Annotated in this window: 17 protein-coding genes; 13 read left to right on the forward strand and 4 right to left on the reverse strand. The window is 52.9% G+C overall.

The annotated features are described in order from the left end of the window. The 10 genes from narI to BM231_RS03630 all read left to right on the forward strand — a co-directional run bounded on the left by narI (nt 1) and on the right by BM231_RS03630 (nt 11,565). Complete coding sequence (gene narI / locus BM231_RS03585; protein WP_063299431.1) at nt 1-714, forward strand: respiratory nitrate reductase subunit gamma; 714 nt, start codon at nt 1-3, stop codon at nt 712-714. A 6-nt stretch (nt 715-720) separates the two neighbouring features. Beyond that, nucleotides 721-1,608, forward strand: a complete 888-nt coding sequence (locus BM231_RS03590) for a peptidylprolyl isomerase (RefSeq protein WP_093516743.1) — start codon at nt 721-723, stop codon at nt 1,606-1,608. A 163-nt stretch (nt 1,609-1,771) separates the two neighbouring features. Next, nucleotides 1,772-2,764 carry a Gfo/Idh/MocA family protein gene (locus tag BM231_RS03595; protein WP_093516745.1) on the forward strand — a complete coding sequence of 331 codons (993 nt, stop codon included), beginning with the start codon at nt 1,772-1,774 and terminating at the stop codon, nt 2,762-2,764. Nucleotides 2,765-3,374: 610 nt separating this feature from the next. Further along, nucleotides 3,375-4,385, forward strand: a complete 1,011-nt coding sequence (locus BM231_RS03600) for a BMP family protein (protein WP_093516747.1) — start codon at nt 3,375-3,377, stop codon at nt 4,383-4,385. A gap of 80 nt (nt 4,386-4,465) precedes the next feature. After that, nucleotides 4,466-6,013: an ABC transporter ATP-binding protein gene (locus tag BM231_RS03605; protein ID WP_093516749.1), complete on the forward strand. Its 1,548-nt coding sequence runs from the start codon at nt 4,466-4,468 to the stop codon at nt 6,011-6,013. Then, nucleotides 6,010-7,101, forward strand: a complete 1,092-nt coding sequence (locus tag BM231_RS03610) for an ABC transporter permease (RefSeq protein ID WP_093516751.1) — start codon at nt 6,010-6,012, stop codon at nt 7,099-7,101. Before BM231_RS03605 ends, BM231_RS03610 begins: the two co-directional genes overlap by 4 nt. A gap of 3 nt (nt 7,102-7,104) precedes the next feature. Next, the gene (locus BM231_RS03615) at nt 7,105-8,046 is read left to right on the forward strand and encodes an ABC transporter permease (RefSeq protein ID WP_063304338.1); all 942 of its coding nucleotides are present in this window, start codon (nt 7,105-7,107) and stop codon (nt 8,044-8,046) included. 27 nt (nt 8,047-8,073) lie between these two features. Continuing rightward, the gene (locus tag BM231_RS03620; RefSeq protein WP_093516753.1) at nt 8,074-9,369 is read left to right on the forward strand and encodes an amidohydrolase family protein; all 1,296 of its coding nucleotides are present in this window, start codon (nt 8,074-8,076) and stop codon (nt 9,367-9,369) included. Between the two features lie 191 nt (nt 9,370-9,560). Further along, nucleotides 9,561-10,289 (forward strand): MBL fold metallo-hydrolase, encoded by a 729-nt coding sequence (locus tag BM231_RS03625; protein WP_093516755.1) that lies wholly within the window; start codon nt 9,561-9,563, stop codon nt 10,287-10,289. Nucleotides 10,290-10,425: 136 nt separating this feature from the next. Continuing rightward, the gene (locus BM231_RS03630; RefSeq protein WP_093516757.1) at nt 10,426-11,565 is read left to right on the forward strand and encodes a hypothetical protein; all 1,140 of its coding nucleotides are present in this window, start codon (nt 10,426-10,428) and stop codon (nt 11,563-11,565) included. Between the two features lie 10 nt (nt 11,566-11,575). On the opposite strand, the gene BM231_RS03635 is transcribed toward BM231_RS03630, so the two are convergent. Together BM231_RS03635 and BM231_RS03640 are read right to left on the reverse strand one after the other, a co-directional pair. Further along, nucleotides 11,576-12,739 (reverse strand): nitroreductase family protein, encoded by a 1,164-nt coding sequence (locus BM231_RS03635; RefSeq protein ID WP_093516759.1) that lies wholly within the window; start codon nt 12,737-12,739, stop codon nt 11,576-11,578. Nucleotides 12,740-12,839: 100 nt separating this feature from the next. Next, on the reverse strand, nt 12,840-13,826 hold the full coding sequence (locus BM231_RS03640) for a nucleoside recognition protein (RefSeq protein WP_208860030.1): 987 nt from the start codon (nt 13,824-13,826) through the stop codon (nt 12,840-12,842). A 368-nt stretch (nt 13,827-14,194) separates the two neighbouring features. On the opposite strand from BM231_RS03640, the gene BM231_RS03645 reads away from it, so the two are divergent. Continuing rightward, nucleotides 14,195-14,797: a hypothetical protein gene (locus tag BM231_RS03645; protein WP_093516761.1), complete on the forward strand. Its 603-nt coding sequence runs from the start codon at nt 14,195-14,197 to the stop codon at nt 14,795-14,797. A 27-nt stretch (nt 14,798-14,824) separates the two neighbouring features. On the opposite strand, the gene BM231_RS03650 is transcribed toward BM231_RS03645, so the two are convergent. Continuing rightward, entirely contained in the window at nt 14,825-15,130 is a 306-nt protein-coding gene (locus tag BM231_RS03650; RefSeq protein WP_093516763.1) for an NIPSNAP family protein, read from the reverse strand. A gap of 302 nt (nt 15,131-15,432) precedes the next feature. On the opposite strand from BM231_RS03650, the gene BM231_RS03655 reads away from it, so the two are divergent. Continuing rightward, entirely contained in the window at nt 15,433-15,708 is a 276-nt protein-coding gene (locus BM231_RS03655; protein ID WP_093516765.1) for a hypothetical protein, read from the forward strand. 448 nt (nt 15,709-16,156) lie between these two features. Continuing rightward, nucleotides 16,157-16,945 carry a hypothetical protein gene (locus tag BM231_RS03660; RefSeq protein ID WP_093517090.1) on the forward strand — a complete coding sequence of 263 codons (789 nt, stop codon included), beginning with the start codon at nt 16,157-16,159 and terminating at the stop codon, nt 16,943-16,945. 139 nt (nt 16,946-17,084) lie between these two features. Here BM231_RS03660 and BM231_RS03665 read toward each other — a convergent pair whose 3' ends face one another. Then, complete coding sequence (locus BM231_RS03665) at nt 17,085-18,113, reverse strand: ornithine cyclodeaminase (protein WP_093516767.1); 1,029 nt, start codon at nt 18,111-18,113, stop codon at nt 17,085-17,087. Between the last annotated feature and the right edge of the window lie 10 nt (nt 18,114-18,123).

An 18,123-nucleotide genomic window follows, 5' to 3' on the forward strand; every position in this document is an offset into this window, starting at 1 on the left:
ATGTCTGGCTTCTTCAACACGTTGTTCTTCGGAATATATCCATACATCGCCCTATCGGTTTTGATTGTAGGCACAATCATCCGTTATGACCGTGAGCCTTACAGCTGGCGTGCTGGTTCAAGCCAGCTCCTCCGCCGTAAACAATTGGTCTGGGGGTCGGTACTCTTCCATGTGGGCGTACTCGTCATCTTCCTTGGCCATTTCTTTGGAATGCTCACACCAATCGCAATCTTCGAAATGCTCGGCATCAGCCATGGCGCAAAGCAGGTATTAGCGATTGTTGTTGGTGGCATAGCGGGGTTGATGGCAATTGTTGGAGCTGGATTGCTCATTCACCGCAGGCTCTACGATGCGCGGGTGAGGGCAGCCTCCAGTGCCATGGATACCTTCATCATCTGCCTTCTCGGTTTCCAGCTCTTGTTGGGTCTGGCAACTATTCCGATTTCCTTGCAGCATCTGGATGGTGAGGAGATGGTCAAACTGATGACATGGGCACAAGGCATCTTCACGTTCCGCGGTGATGCAGCAACCTATGTCGCTGATGCTTCCTGGATCTTCAAGTTGCACCTGTTTGTGGGATTGTCGATCTTGCTCATCTTCCCGTTCACGCGCTTGGTGCACATGCTCAGCGTTCCGGCAAGATACTTGTGGCGTCCTGGTTACCAGATCGTGCGTGAGCGCAACTCCACCAATTCACGAAATCCTGCTGAGTGAGGTGAAATGGCCAATCTCTACACCAACCCAAACCTGAGTGAGGGGGCTCCGGCAGACGTGGATCTGCCGAGCACCAAGGTGCCGCCTAAAAGCAAGCCGATCATCACGGATGTGTCGGTTAACGGCGTTCAGATCTCAGAGCAGAATATTCTGGCAGAAGCCCAAAACCATCCAGCTGAGAACCCTGGTCAAGCCGTGCAAGCTGCCGCCAGAGCGTTAGTCGTCCGAGAGTTGCTGTTGCAGCAAGCCAGGTCTTTGAACATTCAGGCGGCACCAGAACAGATGAATGACGGAAGTGAGACACCTGAGGATGCAGCGATCAGAGAGCTGATTGAGCAAGAAGTCGATATCCCGTCAGCCGCCACGGATGAGTGCCAGCGCTACTATGAAAACAACAAGAACCGCTTCAGCTCAGAGCCAATCTTCGAGGCCAGCCATATCCTGTTTGCAGCTGGGCCAGACCAACACACTGCCCGTAGCATAGCCAAAGCGCGAGCTCACGATGTAATCAAACTACTTCAGGATAAACCAGAGGCCTTTGCAGATCTGGCGCTGGAATATTCCGCTTGCCCTTCAAAAGAAACCGGCGGAAATCTGGGCCAACTGACAAAGGGTAGCACAGTAACTGAGTTTGAAAAAGCACTCCAATCGATGCAAGCAGGCCAGATGACAGGGGAACCTGTTGAGACCAAATTTGGCTACCACATCATTTTCCTGAACAGGAAGATTGAAGGGAACACCCTGCCATTTGAGCATGTTGAGGAAACCATCCGAGCATGGCTAGAAGCTGCAAGCTGGTCTAAAGCAGTCTCTCAATACATCAGTATTCTGGCAGGATCTGCTGAGATTAAAGGTATTGATTTACTTGGTTCTGACAGCCCGTTGGTTCAGTAAAATTGTAAGTACTTAGCAAAGAGTACCTGCTCTTTTATCGATAAACTTGGATAAGCAGTAAGCTATTGATCTCCGGTATTTTCTCCTTCCTTAAATGTGATTAGGGTTATTTCTGGAGTTCTTCCCGTGATGTTCTCGGGATCCTGTGTTCTGGAGAAAAACAATGTCGAAACTGAACTGGGGCTTTCTCGGAACAAGCTTCATCTCGCTGACAATGGCAGACGCTATACAAGCGGAAGGATCGACGCGGATACATTCCGTGGCAGGCCGGTCAGAAGTGCCTCTGAAAGTCTTCGCAGAAAAGTACGATGTTGAGCATACCTTTGATGATTTCAACGAGCTGATTGAAGACGAAGCCGTTGATATCATTTACATCGCTCTCCCAAACCATATTCACCATGAGTATGTGATCAAGGCAGCAAATGCGGGGAAGGCAATCCTCTGCGAAAAGTCGCTGTCTATCGACATGGAAAAAACCGATCAGGCGCTGAAAGCGGTTGCTGAGAACGGTGTGTTTTTCGTGGAAGGATTGATGTACCTGAACCACCCGTTTGCAGCAGCTATTCGCGATGTGGTTGCCTCTGGTGAGTTGGGTGAGATCCAGTCGATTACAGCTCAGTACTGCGCATCAATTGCCAGGTTCGTGAACCCGCACAGCAAGGGAGCACTTTATAACCTTGGCTGTTACCCAACCTCACTAATGCATCTTCTTTTACAGACCGCATTCCCAACTCATATTTTTGAGAACTATAACATTTCGGCGATGGGTCGACGCGGTGCGGACGGGAATATCTGCGAGTCTGCAGCGACGTTACGGTTGAATAACGGTGTTGTCTGCCAGCTTCACACGGCAGAAGACTACGGTCTGCATGCTGGCTTTACAGTGCTTGGTTCCAAGGCAAGTCTGGTGTTGAATTCCAACCCATGGCTACCGGAAGCTGAGGGGAATATCTTCACGGTTACCCCATACGAAAAGCCGGGAGATACGCGCACAATCACAGCAGACGGCAATGCCTTTGTCTATCAGGTCAGAGCGATCCGGGAAGCAATTGAAGCTGGCAAAAAGGTGCTGGAAAGTCCGGCTCCAAGTGTTGAGGACAGCCGTCAGATTATGCAGATCCTAACCGATTGGGAAGCTGCAACCGTGACTGCTTAAGCTACACCATATCACAATGTGAGGGGTGCGATTGCACTCCTCCGGGTAGCGCAAGAAACCCATTCAAGCGCTCGTAAATACAATAATTCCCAAATTTTTCTCAGTGATCCGTTACAGTTCCTCTTGCACACTCTATAAGCAGCAAGCGCTAATTCCTGCATGAAATCAGCCTGCTACATGTGTGCAATTTAGGCAAATAGAGCATTCATTAGGCGATGTGAGCTATTTTTCAATCTATGGAAAATATTGCAAAATAATATTGATTGAAATTATTTGACCGAAAAGTAAAATTTCATAATGTTGCTTCGATTCGAGTGTTTTATCGTCGCTTGGCTCAATCCACAGCCATATAGTGGTTAAATAATATTTATAAAGTCGATAAATAGCTGAATACCATAAGAAAAGTACTGTGTGATCTGCATTGATTTACGTGCCGTCATGCAAAAAATACTTCTGAGGCATCTAGTCATTAGCCGCTTTGTCTCGTATACAGCCATTTTTAATGCCTTCGTCCTGCTCAGGACCTTTTCACTTAAAATGCGAGATAGGGCAGATTGCGGCTGCAGTCTGATCTGCAGCCCTGCACAATTATTGATTTCAGGGGGTGTGCATGTTTGCGACACGTTTGAACGGTTTGGTGAGACGCCATGTTCTCGCAGCCGTAGCTGCTTTTGCGGCCATAATCGCGGTTTATTCTCCAGCAAAAGTTTTAGCTGCCGAACCTCTCAAGGTTGCAGCGATTTACACCGTTCCTGTTGAGCAACAATGGGTTGGCCGCATCCACCAAGCGCTCAATGCAGCGGCGGAGCGTGGTGACATCACCTACGTCTACTCCGAGAACACAGCCAACACCGACTACGAACGGGTGATGCGTGAATACGCCGAAGCAGGCCATCAGCTCATTGTTGGCGAGGCGTTTGCAGTAGAGCGCGCAGCCCGTAACGTGGCTGCAGAATACCCTGAAACAGCCTTCCTCATGGGCTCTTCTTTCCCGGCTGCTGAGCCAAATTTTGCTGTATTCGACAACTTCATCCACGAACCATCTTACCTCTCCGGTATGATCGCAGGCGCGAAGTCCAAGTCAGGCAAAATCGGCATGATCGGCGGCTTCGCCATTCCGGAAGTGAACCGCCTGATGCACGCATTCATGAATGGCGCTAAGGCAACCAATCCGGACGTAACCTTCACCGTCAACTTCATCAACTCCTGGTACGATCCGCCAAAAGCGAAAGAAACCGCTTACGCTATGATCGATGCTGGTGCGGATGTGTTGTATGCAGAACGCTTTGGTGTGTCTGATGCTGCGATGGAAAAAGGCATCTTCGCGATTGGCAATGTGATCGACACCGCTGCCGACTATCCAAACACCATCCTCGCCTCAGCAATCTGGCATATGGAGCCAACGGTCGATACTGCGATAGCGGCTGTAAAGGCGAATAACTTCAAGGCTGAAGACTACGGCAAGTACTCCTTCATGGGCCATGGTGGTGGTTCGCTGGTCGTTGATGAAACGCTGGTGGATGCGGACCTTCTTGGCAAGGTTAAAGCTGTCGAAGCGAGCATTCTGGATGGGTCCTTTATCGTTGAGATCAACGACGAAGAGCCAAAGTCCTCCAATTAACGCTGATCGGGCCGGGGGGATAACCTGGCCCGCCTTCTCCGCCTGCCGCGCGCATAACCTCTTCAGTCTAAGGGTATCCCATGCCAGAAACTGAGAGCGGGCATCCGCTTTTATCTCTTCAAAACATAACCAAGATCTTCGGTGATCTGGTTGCCAACGGAAACGTCAATCTGGACCTGCATGCCGGGGAAATCGTTGCATTGTTGGGTGAGAACGGAGCGGGGAAAACCACGCTCATGAATATCCTGTTCGGTCATTATGTGGCTGATCAAGGACGTGTCATGGTACGTCACGCCTCTGGTATTCTGGTAGATCTGGAGCCCGGCGCTCCTCAGGCGGCCCTTGAAGCGGGGATAGGTATGGTTCACCAGCACTTCACGCTGGCCGAGAACCTGACAGGTCTTGAGAACATCGTTCTGGGCACAGAGAGCCTGTTCGCACGCCGTTTCAGCCGCTCCAAAGCGCGGGCAAAACTCCAGGAGCTGATGCAGAGTTCTGGCCTCGAAGTCGATCTGGATCTGCGCGTCTCAAAGTTGGCAGTGGGGGAACGACAGCGCGTCGAAATCCTCAAAGCGCTCTACCGCGATGCCCGTATTCTGGTGCTGGACGAACCCACCGCGGTTCTCACGCCACAGGAATCCGATAGTCTTTTCAAAACCTTGAAGCTGCTCGCCGCCAAAGGCATGGCAATCATCTTCATCTCCCATAAGATGGCTGAGGTGCTGGGCGCATCTGATCGTGTTGCGGTGTTGAGAGGGGGAAAGATTGTTGCGGATCTGCCAACATCGCAGTGTGATCGCCATCAACTGGCTGAAGTGATGGTCGGGCATTCAGTCCAGAGCGCAAAACGCAAACCCGGCTATCCGGAAGACGAAACGCTGGTTTTTGCTGGTGTCAGTGCAGGAGAGGGCCGTGAGCAGATTGAGAACGTCAATCTCGCCCTCCGTAAGGGGGAAATCATCGGCCTCGCAGGTGTCTCTGGCAACGGTCAAAGCACCTTGGCAAAGGTTGTCTCCGGCTTGGAAGAACCAACGGCTGGAACCGTCTCCCTTCATGGCAATCCGCTGAAGCCAAATGCTGCTGCGGTGATCCGCTCCGGCATCGCCCGCATTCCGGAAGACCGCCATCATGACGGCATCGTTGGCGCCATGTCGGTGGAGGAAAACCTCGTTCTGGAAGAGATCCGCAAGCCTGCCTATCAGCGCTTTGGCCTCCTCCGCTTTAACGAAATTCGCAAGCGTGCCCAAGAGGCTATCAAGGCCTATGACATCCGTTGTTCTGGCCCGCTTGCCGTCTCTCGCCTGCTGTCCGGCGGGAACATCCAGAAAATCGTCCTCGCCAGAACGCTGGACCAGCAACCCGATATCGTGCTTGCCGCACAGCCTTCCCGAGGGCTGGATGTAGGCGCAACAGCTGATGTGCACCGCCGCCTGCAAGAGGCGCGGGACAGAGGCGCTGGCGTCCTTCTCATCTCTGAGGATCTGGATGAGCTCTTCCAGTTGTCCGACCGGATTGCCGTGATCCACCGCGGGCATATCTGCGAGCCAATGGAGACGGAAAAGCTGGATAAGAAACAGGTTGGCCTGATGATGGCAGGACATTCCGCAAAAGGGGAACAAGCAGCATGATCCGGTTTGAACCTCGTAGCAACGTTTCTTCTCTCTTTGCGTTTGCCCTGCCAATTATTGCAGGAATCACCGCGCTTGTGCTTGCGGCGATCCCCATTGCAGCCGCAGGGGGAGAAGTTTTCGCCGCCTACGGGCACATCTTCAAAGGCGCATTCGGCTCAAAGTTCGCATTATCTGAGCTTCTGGCCCGCGCAACCCCGCTCATTTTCACGGGTCTGGCCGTCAGTGTTGCCTTTCGCGCAAAGCTCTGGAACATCGGGGCAGAAGGCCAGCTCTATGTGGGTGCGCTCGCAGCCGTTGCCATCGGCTCCGGCGCAATCTCTGCGCCCTCTTACATCATGATCCCGTTGATTATACTGGCAGGCATGATCGCAGGCGGCACCTTGATGCTGGTGCCAACCCTGCTGAAAACGAAGCTAGGCGCGGATGAAGTGGTCACCACACTGCTGCTCAACTTCGTCGTGCTGCTGTTTGTGCAGATGATGCTGGAAGGCCCGATGAAAGACCCGATGGGCATGGGCTGGCCGCAGTCAGAACCTATGACCAGCGCCGCCACACTGCCCAAAATGTTCGCCCGCATGCGCATCCACTGGGGCCTCGTGATCGCACTGGTCTCCGCATTAATCATCTACATCATGATGAAGCGCAGCGTCTGGGGTTTTGAAATCCGCGCAACGGGCGAAAACGTCTCTGCCGCAAAACATGCTGGCATCCCGGTCACCTCCACATTCATCAAAGTCGGCTTGATCTCCGGCGCACTTGCAGGCCTTGCTGGCGTCAGCGAAGTAGCTGGCCTCAAAGGGTATTTGACTGCCGATATCTCCCCGGGCTTTGGCTACACTGGTGTTGTGGTCGCCATGCTCGCGGGTCTCTCACCCGTTGGTGTGGTTGTGGCTGCTGTCTTTATCGCCGCAGTCTTTGTAGGGGCAGACAGTATGAGCCGTGCCATGGGCGTTTCCAGCTACATTGCTGATCTTGTGGTCGCAATGTCTCTGATCTGTGTGTTGGTCTCCAGCCTATTCGTGTGTTTCAAAATCCGCTTTGTCAGGCCTAAAAAGACACCACTTGTCGCCAAAGGGGAGGCATAAGCCATGGAATATATTGATATTCTTCTCTCCGCCAACTTCTGGGCCGCTGCCATCCGCATCGCAACCCCACTCATCTTCGGTGTGCTGGGCGCATTGGTCTGCGAGCGGGCAGGGGTGCTCAACCTCGGTATCGAGGGCATCTTTGTCGTTGGGGCCATGTGTGGGTGGATGGCCGTTTGGCTCGGCGCTGGCCTCTGGGGCGGCATCCTTATCGCGGCACTGGCCGGGGCCTTCTTCGGCTTGCTTCATGGCATCCTCACGGTGCCGCTGGGCCTATCGCAGCACGTCTCCGGCCTTGGCATAACCATGTTTGCAACTTCGGTCAGCTACTTCACCTACCGTACAGCCCTGCCAAAGGTGTCTAGTCCACCTCGTATTGAGGCGTTCCAACCGCTTGATATTCCGGTCCTGTCTGATCTGCCCTTCATCGGTCCAGCCCTCTTCCAGCAAACATCTATGACCTTTCTGGCGCTCGCCATGGTCTTGCTAGTCAGCTACGTGCTCTATCGCACGCCGCTTGGCCTCGCCATCCGTGCAGTAGGCGACAACCCATCCGCTGTTGAAGCACAAGGCCTCTCCGTATTCGCATTGCGTATCGGGGCAATCATGGCCGGGTCTGCGTTGATGGCGCTGGGCGGTGCATTCCTCACCATGTCCGCGTTTGATGCTTTCTTCTTCGGCATGATCAACGGACGCGGCTGGATCTGCATTGCTCTGGTGGTGTTTGCAAGCTGGAGACCGGGCAAAGCTCTGCTGGGGGCACTGCTGTTTGGCGCGTTTGATGCCTTCCAGATCCGCCTGCAAAACGAGGTTGGCGCGGTAATCCCGTCTCAGGTGTTCCTGATGATCCCATACCTACTTTCCATCATTGCGCTGGTATTGGTCGCTCGCAAGGCAGACTACCCACGCGCCCTGCTGCAACCTTATTTCCGTGGTCAGCGTTAAGCTGGAAAAGCAAGAAAGGCACCACTCATGTCTCTGGATCTCCTTGTCAAAAACGCAGTTCTGACCACAGGTGAAACTGGTGTAGATATTGCGGTGAAAAACGGCACAATCACCGCGATTGAAAAGGACATCACCGCAGAAGCGGAGCGTGTGATTGATGCTCAGGGCCAGCTGGTCTCAGCGCCATTTGTTGACCCGCACTTCCATATGGATGCCACCCTTTCTCTTGGCCTGCCAAGAATGAACGAGAGCGGCACCTTGTTGGAAGGCATCAGCCTTTGGGGAGAGCTGAAACCTCTACTCACCATCGATGCGGTTGTCGAACGTGCCTTGCGCTATTGCGATCTGGCAGTCTCTCAGGGCCTGCTGGCAATCCGGTCTCACGTGGATGTCTGTGATGACCGTCTGCTGGGCGTGGAGGCTCTGCTGGATGTAAAGCAACGCATTGCGCCTTATATCGATTTGCAGCTGGTCGCTTTCCCGCAGGATGGCTTCTACCGCTCACCAACGGCGGAAAATAACCTGCTCCGCGCTCTGGATATGGGTGTAGATGTGGTTGGTGGCATTCCGCATTTTGAGCGCACCATGGAAGACGGCGCCCGCTCCGTGAAAGACCTCATGGAAATCGCAGCAAAACGCGGCCTGCGCGTAGACATGCACTGCGATGAATCTGATGATCCTCTCTCACGCCACATTGAGACACTGACTTACGAGACCCAGCGCTTAGGGCTACAGGGCAGGGTGACAGGATCACACCTCACCTCCATGCACTCCATGGACAATTACTACGTCTCCAAACTGCTGCCTTTGATGGCGGAAGCTGATGTCTGTGCCATTGCCAACCCGTTGATCAACATCATGCTTCAGGGCCGTCACGACACCTACCCAAAACGCCGTGGCCAGACCCGCGTGCGTGAGATGCGCGAACTCGGCATCACCGTTGGTTTCGGTCATGATTGTGTGATGGATCCTTGGTACTCGCTGGGCAACGCAGACATGCTGGAAGTCGCAGGCATGGGCCTGCATGTGGGCCAGCTCTCCAGTCGTGATGACATCCGTTATTGCTATGAGGCCGTTACCACCAACTCCGCAAAGATCATGGGGCTGGAAGGCTACGGCGTTAAAGTCGGTAGCAAAGCAGACTTCGTGTTGCTACAGGCAAAAGATGCCATTGAGGCCATCCGCATGAAGGCAACCCGCCTCGCTGTCGTCCGCCGCGGCAAAGTCATCGCCGAAACCGCGCCTCGCATCACCACCCTCTCGCTGGAAGGTCGCCCAAAAGCTGTGAATGCCGCGGATTACTCCCCGAGCAGCAACGCCTAAAACGGGGACAACCCTGCAAAACTGCGCTTGCGTTGTTATGTGCGTTCATTTGCGTTGAATGTGTTTTTCCTGAGTTCTTTCGTCCCGCAGCACCCTGAGGGGCGGAATAGCCCCCTTTCAAAATAAGTTATCCCCCTACACACCACAGCTGGCTATGATGGACTTCTCTTATCAAGCAGGAGGAATGAGCGGTGGAACGCATTCCGGCGCAGAAGTGGTATCGCACAACAAAACTGGCAGATGACATCACACTGATTGATGAGCCCTACATCAAACAGTTCTACCGCTGCAACATCTGGCATGTGCGCGGACGCCATAAGGACCTGTTGGTGGACAGTGGCATGGGCGTTGTCAGCCTGAGGGAGCATGTGGCGCTGACCTCAGAGAAATCCGTGATGGCCGTCGTCAGCCACACCCACTTTGACCATATCGGCTGCCAACATGAGTTCCCGAACCGTCTGGTTCATAAAGCGGAAGCAGACCTGCTGGCCCACCCAACCCGTCAGAACACGCTGGTCGAAGGGTGTGTTGCAGATGATATCTTCGACGCACTTCCACCGAAGCCCTACAAGTCTTCCGAGTATGCCGTCAAATCAGCCCCTGCCAGCCACCTGTTGGAAGATGGCGAAGTGCTCACCACTGGTGATCGCAATTTCGAAGTGATCCATACCCCCGGCCACTCTCCGGGAGGCATAGCACTCTGGGAGAAAGCAACCGAAACCCTGATCGCAGGAGACATCGTCTACGATGGCCCGCTGGTGACAGACTGCTATCACTCCAACATGGCAGATTACATCAACAGTATGAAACGCTTGGCTGATATCCCCGTCCGCACCATTCACGGCGGTCACTTCCCCAGCTTCGACGGCAAACGCCTCCATGAAATCATCCATACCTTCCTGAAGGAGCATGACAAATAACGCTAACTCCGTAGTCTTCCTTATAAAATCCAGTCATCTCCTGTGACGCTCAGAACAGCAACCCGCAAAGTGATTGCCTACTCTGAAAGGTGGGAGGGCAGCATGCCCGGGCCGCTGACATCATGGGAGTTGGATAATGACAGCGATTGGTTTGAACAGTTTTGTCTCCGCCGCACACACCATCCCGCAGGATGGTAAGCTCACGATTGCAGAGGGGCACGTCAAAGCGCAGTCCAGTTCCGCAATCGCTGGCCGGCTCGTCACATGGGTCAAACAACAGGCTGCAGGAGCTGAGCAGAAACACACCGACCAGGGTGCGTTTCGTCTGGCCTTGACCAATCACTACGGCAAAACGCTGGGCGAAAAAGCCTATGATGCAGCCTGCCGTGCGTGCGGCCAGAACCCTGGTAAAAGCCACAGTCTGACGGCAAAGCAAGTGCTGGAAGGCGTTACCTTTGCAGAGCATCAGGTGCTGAGAGATGAAAGCTCGGCAGTGGACACAAATGGGCTTTCCAAGAATGTGAAATGCAATTCAATCAACGGGCTGGTTCAGAACAAGGAGCATCAGACAATCCCGTCTTTCCAAAGCGAGATCATCGAGAACCCGGAGAGCAACACCGAACTTTTGACAGCCCGCGCTGATAGCAAATACACGGAGCGGAATCCTTTCCATGTAGAACGGGAGCTGATGGCCCGCCTCAGCACGGAGATTGCCAAGAAGTATGATCCACTGCTGGCTGAAAATGCCACCTCCAAGGCGTGGAGTAATGAGCTGCTGCAGAACATCTACCGGGGTGTCCTGCGCGATCAAAGCCCGGTGGAGCAGGGCGAAGCTCTGAAGGTTTCAGAAACTCCGCACCCAATGAAGATTGCAGTTGAACGCTTCGAGGAACAGGTCTGGAAATACGCAGAACAGAACTTCCTGCACTCTCTGCCAGAGAATGCGGAAGTCGCCATCCATGATCTGTCACGACAGTTGAACTGGGAGAACTTCCCGAAGCTAGCCGAACAGCACGGTATTTCCGGCGTCAGTTGGGCGAATGGCGCGACAGGCACCTACTTTGCGGCCAACATCCCCCCAATCCGCGACCTCGCGATTGAGCGGCTAATTGAAAAGCGGGAGGATGAGACGTTCCTCAGTTCAGTCACAGTCGAGAGTTTCAATGACATCATTGAGAATGCACTGGGCGAACTGAAATCTCCGCAACCAAAACACGCCAGCCCCCCAGCTGCTGACCACTCCAACGACACCACAAAGCACGTACGTTGGGTCTAAGCCGACAAGCTCAGCCTGAGGGGCCCGTCTCCTCAGGCAACCACGAGATGACATAGCGCGGCAGATCCGGAAACGGTTCTTTGCCGCGCATCTCTGGCGCAAGTTGCTCAAACCGCCCTACCTTGCCAAGCGCCTCACACCCGCATTCCCAGTTCGCCAGCCAGATCCCCAATGCCACCATGGCGTAGTACCGCGAGTGCGTCGCCGCACAAAAATCCACCCGCTGTATCCTTGCATTCTCCGCAAGCACGACACCCCGCGTTGGTTGTGCATTGTAGGAGGAGGGCGACCATTGGCACACCTCATAACACCGCCCGAAATCCCGATAGGGCCGCGCGTTCGTGTTCAACGGCTTGGCGAAACCAGCATCCGCAAAGAACAATTCCTGCACATCCAGACGATGCCGCTGTGTCTTCTGAATGAACCGGATTGCCAGCGGGATGTAGCGGGAGCGATACCCAAACCCGCAAACGCAGATGATATGATCCTTCTCAGGATCAAACCGCGCCCCCAGATGCTTGATGATGCTCTTATGATCAGCCCCCGGCCCAATCCAGCAGGTCGCCAGCCCTTGCCGTGTGGCCTCGATCACAACCTTCTGCAAACTGCGCCCCACATCCACCACCGCCATCTCATCATACGCACGCGGTGCTATAGCCACCAAAAACTCATGGGTCCCAACCGCAGGCCAAACCACAAGCGGATTGTCGACATACTCAAAGCGAATGGGGTGAGGGCTCAGACAATTCTCAGGCTTGCTGTTCTGCTCTGCCAATGAAAGCACCATCTGACGATGCTCTTCGCTCATAAGCCGCTTTTGAAAGGACCGGCACGAGACCCGCGCCCGCATCAACTCAAATGCATCCAGATGCTCAAGGCTGGTTGGCAGCGGCTCTTCCGGGTGAAAGCCATACCGAACTGTCACCACATCGAAAATCAGATTGAAAAACAACAGCACCGCAAGAACAAGCGGCAGATCCACCAACAAAACCGGCCAGCACCCAACCAGCGCGCCGATCCCGGCCAATACCAGCAACAACAGCAGGACCACCAGATTGGGCAGGTACTGCAGCCAACTGGTCCACTGCAGCCACATTTTCACCCGCCACCACCACCTGGTTTCAAACCAGGCCTCGTTAGGTGTACGCGTCTCTTGAGGAGGTGTTTCGTTCATGCACGTGTTCCGCAATCAGACCAGAATAGGCTCATTGCGAAACATCTTAAGCGAGGCGTGTTCCTGAAACGTAACGACGCATCAGGAATAGTATAGGGTATCAGCCAATCGCTTTGGCTGTTTTCGCTGGGCGGTAGAGGAACCGGTTGAACGCATCCTCCGGCATCATCTGGATCAAGCGACCAATCAGCGCCATCGCAGCAACGCAGAACACGAAACGCCCAACCAATGCGCCAGACCAGTGTGCGCCAAACGCCATCATCACCAGCGGGTCCTCAATCAACCCGTGACAAATTCCCATGAAGGAGAGGGACAACACCACGTCTCGAGAGGATAACTTGCCTTCCTGCGCTTCTTTGATGATGAGGCCACCACCGTAAGAAAGCCCAAGCAAAACACCAACCATGGTGATCGGCGTTGCTGCCTTGCTGATGCCCATGAGGCGCAGCAACGGAGAGAGCAGCCAACCAATCAGGTCGGTGATCTTCATCAGTTCCAGCAGCTTCAGGAAGATGATCAGCCCCATGATAATCCAGAACATGGTGAAGAGCAGCGACGCACTGGAGTAACCCCACTGCAGCCATGTCTCTTCGATTGTTGGCACGAAAGGCAACCAGTCAAGCTGGATCGGCTGCTGCAGCCAGCCACCTGCGGAGTAAAACAGGTTCAGCACCATGCCGTAGGTGATGCCCACCACGAACCGAAGGCTGGAGGAAAACACAAAGCTGATCCCGGCTCGGCGGGAGATGCTCTGTTCCAGAGGCAATGCATGGGCGATCAACACCACAGAAAGCAGCACAGTCACATCAGCAACACTCAGCGATACCAGCGGCAAAATAGTCAGCATCACAGCCACTGCGGAGTAGGTGCCTACCAGCAAGCCAACTGCAAGAACAAGCCCCGTTACAGCAGGCAGGCCCATCAGACCCATCAGCGGCTCAAGCGCAATGCCCAGGTAATCTACCAGTCCGAACTCCATCAGAATGCGAACAAGGATCATCACAGGAACCATGGTCTTGACCATGATCCAGAACAGGCTGACGGAGTCTTTTGCAATTTTTTGACAAGCAGCGGTGAAGCTTTTCATTTTGACAAACCAGAGCTGCGCGCGCTTCGTCTTGCACAAAACGCTGCGAGTGAATGGAGGATGGGAAAATCAAAAGGGTCGGGCCCTTGCTGCATTGCCCAGCAAAACTACTAGGATATTTTAGGTTTTGAGGAAATAGTATTTTACTCAACCCACCCACTTTAAATTCTCAAAGAAACGTTTGTGCGTGGGGGAAGACCAATGCGGTTTCCGGCTTAGTCTTTCAGAAAAACCAAAGCGAACAACTTCACCGGAACTCTCGCTTTTGTCACCTCCAGTTCTGCTTTGCTTAACTAACGAAAGACCTCTTCCTTTTGAGCCTGACCGTTTTGCATTAGCGTTTTTTTGAACAATAGCAGGTGACAGAAATGGCCGGAAAAACTCTGAAGACCTTTAAAAACCTCTCCGATTTCCGCAGCGGTCTTTCAGACCTGAAGCAGAAAATGGACCATAAACACGGCATTCATTTACTGGATATAACCAACTTCAACAAAGAGCTGGGCAACAAAACCTTCCTTGATAAAAGCTATGAGGCAGCCGTTGAAGACTCCCCCAAGGTTTCCAAAGCCTCGGAAGCGCACGGAAAGCTCACGCGGCTCAAAAACTCACTGGAGCGCGAAAGCAGCGGTTTTGATGATCTCGACAAGCTCTACAACCAGCTGGTCGCCAAACTGAATGAGGCGAGCAAGAAAAACAAAGGCGACGTCAAAAAGCTCAGCGAAGACAAAGAGTATGAAGAGGCGCAAGCCAATCTGCTAAAGCTTGCACCTCATTGGAAAAAAGCCGGTAAAAAGCGGAATGATTTCCGGAAAGCCGAACGCGAACTGGCCGCCCTCGACAAAAAACTCACGGAAATTAAAGCCGATGCCGCCAAAAAGTGCCCTGTTGAAGTGAAACGGGACTCCAAGAAACTCCTCTTGCTCATCGCAGGCGACAAGGTCGTCGAATACTCTTTGAAACACACCAAGTAGGTTTCAACGAAGACCCCACTCCCGGAGTTACTTCAGCACTGGTCGCAGAAACTGCCGGTCATAACGGCGTATGCATTGCGTTTCTTCGGCATAAGCAAAGGCCTTCTGGCAGTCTTCGTCTTTCATGCTGTCTTTGCGATATTGCTCATAGGCTGCGAGCGATGGAAACGAGAATAAAGCCAGCGCCAGATCATTCGCGCTTTCGTGAGGCAGAAAATACCCATGATGCTGCCCACCAAATTTCTCAACCAACGGAATCCAAAGCCGGGCATAATGCTCAAACTCAGCGACCTTCCCCGGGTTCAACTCATAATGCACATAACAGGTAATCATAGCCGCGCGACTCCCTTTAAATTTCAGCGATAATAAGAGGGCGCAGCTTTATCTCAGAGCGGGTATTCCGGCAAGTTTGTGCCTCAAGTTGCAAATTGCTTCCAACGAGCTTTTAGTGCTCTCGCCGTGTTGTACATCTCACTTTTTATGGTATCCATGCCGTCGATTTTTGGCATGTCAGAAGCTAAGCGACGCTCATATTGAGGCAACCAATATTGGTGCGCTCAAAGGCTCTGGCTTCGTCACAAACGTCAAGCGATCAAATCATAAGAAGTGTCACCAAACAACGAAAGCTCTGCTTTATGAAAATGAAATCTGCACCCCTCGTGCTGGCGTCTGTCGCTATGTTGAGCCTGCTGGCTGCCTGTGGCTCAAGTGAGCAAAGCAAGCGCGCTTTTATCTCCTTCAAGGCTTACAGTTCATGCCTGAAAGAGATCAAGCCAAATGCATCGCAGGGGTTTCGTGCTGATGCAGGCCGCAGTGAAACATTTGAGTTCGATATTTATCGCCCAAAGGCAAAATTGAGTAGTGCTGAAACTGCAAAGATGCGGGCTTGCTACAATCAGCGCAACAAGTGAGCGAAGCTGCACCCGCAGCCTGTATAGGTTAAGTGGCATGCGTGTAACTTGGTGGGAGCCTGAAGAAAGACTGCTTTGGGCTCTCACCCACGATTGCCATGCTTGCTCTTTAAACTCTGACTTCAATAACTGGCAGATTTGAGTTGCGGTTCAAAACGGAACTCACCAGCAATGCCAAACTGAGCAAATTGGCTGGGATTCACTGAAGATAATTCAGTTATTCACGGTTTCAATTGGGTGTGGTCTTGTTCGTGATACCTCTCATAAAGCCAAGTTCTTTCAGTTTATTAGCCAAGAAAAGCGCCAATAAAGACTGCTTCTCATCCCCCATCTGACAGAGTTGTTACTCAGGTGTCATGGGCGCTGTGATGAATAAAACAGTGGCTCATCTGACTTAACGTTAGCCTGATCCCATTACAAAAAAGACCAGCAGAATGGGATGAGCACTATGACTTCAGTTAGCTTGAGTAACTTCCAGAATATCGCGACCGATACAGCCTCCTCTCAAAAGCTGACAGTCGAAGGTGGAGACGTACAACCCCGTCTGGCAAGCACGTCAGTTAAGGGGCGGTTTGTGTCCTGGCTTGCTCTGCAGGGCAACCTAGATTCTCAAAAAGCAGCAGATCAGGGAGCGTTCCGTACAGCCCTTCAGGACAAGTATGGCGCAACCCTTGGAACACAAGCTTACGAAAAGGCCTGCAACGCCTGCGGTTTCTCAGCTGGCCAAAACCACAGCCTGACATCAAGGCAGGTCGTAACCGGTGTTCACTACGCAGATGAAAAGTTGAATAGCGATCCACTCGCCGCGTTAATCTCCGAGCACGAAGTGACAGCTGCAAAATATGCAACGTCCAGTTCTAACGACACTGTGCTAGATGAGGACACGGCCGCGTTTGTTTCAAAAGTCGACGCAAAAGCTGCAGAACCGGAGAACCATGACATAGCGTCTGTGCTTCCGGCAAACTTGCTGGAGGGAGATTTCTCGGTCCCAGACAATGAGGTCAGGCAGGCGGCCGTGGATACCCTCGATGTGATCACACAGTTTATCTCAGAAAAGTACACCCCTGAGATTGCAGAGGCCGTGGAAGGCCGAATTGTAGAAGCAGAAGTGTTTGATAAACTCCTTGCCGAACAGCTTGATCCAAACAACAGCGTTGAACTGCGCGAGACCATCAGCCTTTTTATTGATGAGATCTGGCTTGAAGCAAAGAGAGCTCACATTGAGACCCTCCTGTAATTGATCATGAGACGCGCCGAACCTTAATCGTCGGCCTTTGCCCGGCCAAAAGCCAATCAAGCAAAAAAGAAGCGCCTGCTAGGTGGGCAGGCGCTTACAAACCCCGGGCAAGGGATAAGTTTAACGATGACCGCTGCTCTTACTCGGCAGCTTGTTTAACTTCTAAAAGACCAAAGAGGTTGCGTGGATCAGCCGGTTCAGCAATCATCTCAAGGTCTTGAGTTGTTTCGTCCTGCTTCACCAGATCATAGATGTAGCGCAAGCCGGAAAAGTCCTCGATGGCAAAACCTACGGAGTCGAACAAGGTGATGTCCCGCTCGGTGGTACGCCCCTCAGCAGCGCCCGTAATCACTTCCCAAAGCTCAACAACCGGATAGTCGTCATCCAGCTGCTGGATTTCACCTTCAATGCGGGTCTGCTCCGGATACTCAACGAAGATCTTGGAGCGCAGCAAAATGTCCTTGTGCAGCTCGGTCTTACCGGGGCAGTCGCCACCAATGGCATTGATGTGCACGCCAGCTCCAACCATGTTGTCGGTCAAAATGGTGGCCTGTTGCTTATCAGCGGTCACCGTGGTGATGATATCCGCACCCGTGATCGCTTCTTCAGAGCTGCGGCAGATGGTGATGGTGAAACCCTTCCCATCAAGGTTTGCAGCACACTTTTCTGTTGCTTCCGCATCCGTATCAAACAGACGCAAGTTGGTAATGCCCATCACCGCCTTAAACGCCAGAGCCTGAAATTCAGACTGAGCTCCATTGCCGATGATCGCCATGGTCGTGGAATCTGCTCGCGCCAGATGCTTTGCCGCCATAACAGAGGTCGCAGCAGTACGCAGAGCAGTCAAAACAGTCATTTCGGAGAGGAAGAACGGATAGCCCGTGTCCACATCAGCAAGCATGCCAAACGCAGTCACTGTCTGCTTGCCTTCCTTGGTGTTCTTCGGATGACCGTTCACATATTTGAAGCTGTACAGTTCCCCGTCGCTGGTCGGCATCAGTTCGATAACGCCAACTTTGGAATGGCTCGCAACACGAGGTGTTTTGTCAAACAGAGACCAGCGGCGGTAATCTTCCTCCACATACTCGGTCATGCCTTTCAAAACAGTCTCGACACCGTGTTTGTTGACCAAATCCAAAATCTTAGAAACGCTTACGAACTGGACCATATGGGACTTC

The sequence above is a fragment of the Pseudovibrio ascidiaceicola genome, assembly GCF_900114245.1.
Taxonomy (GTDB): domain Bacteria; phylum Pseudomonadota; class Alphaproteobacteria; order Rhizobiales; family Stappiaceae; genus Pseudovibrio; species Pseudovibrio ascidiaceicola.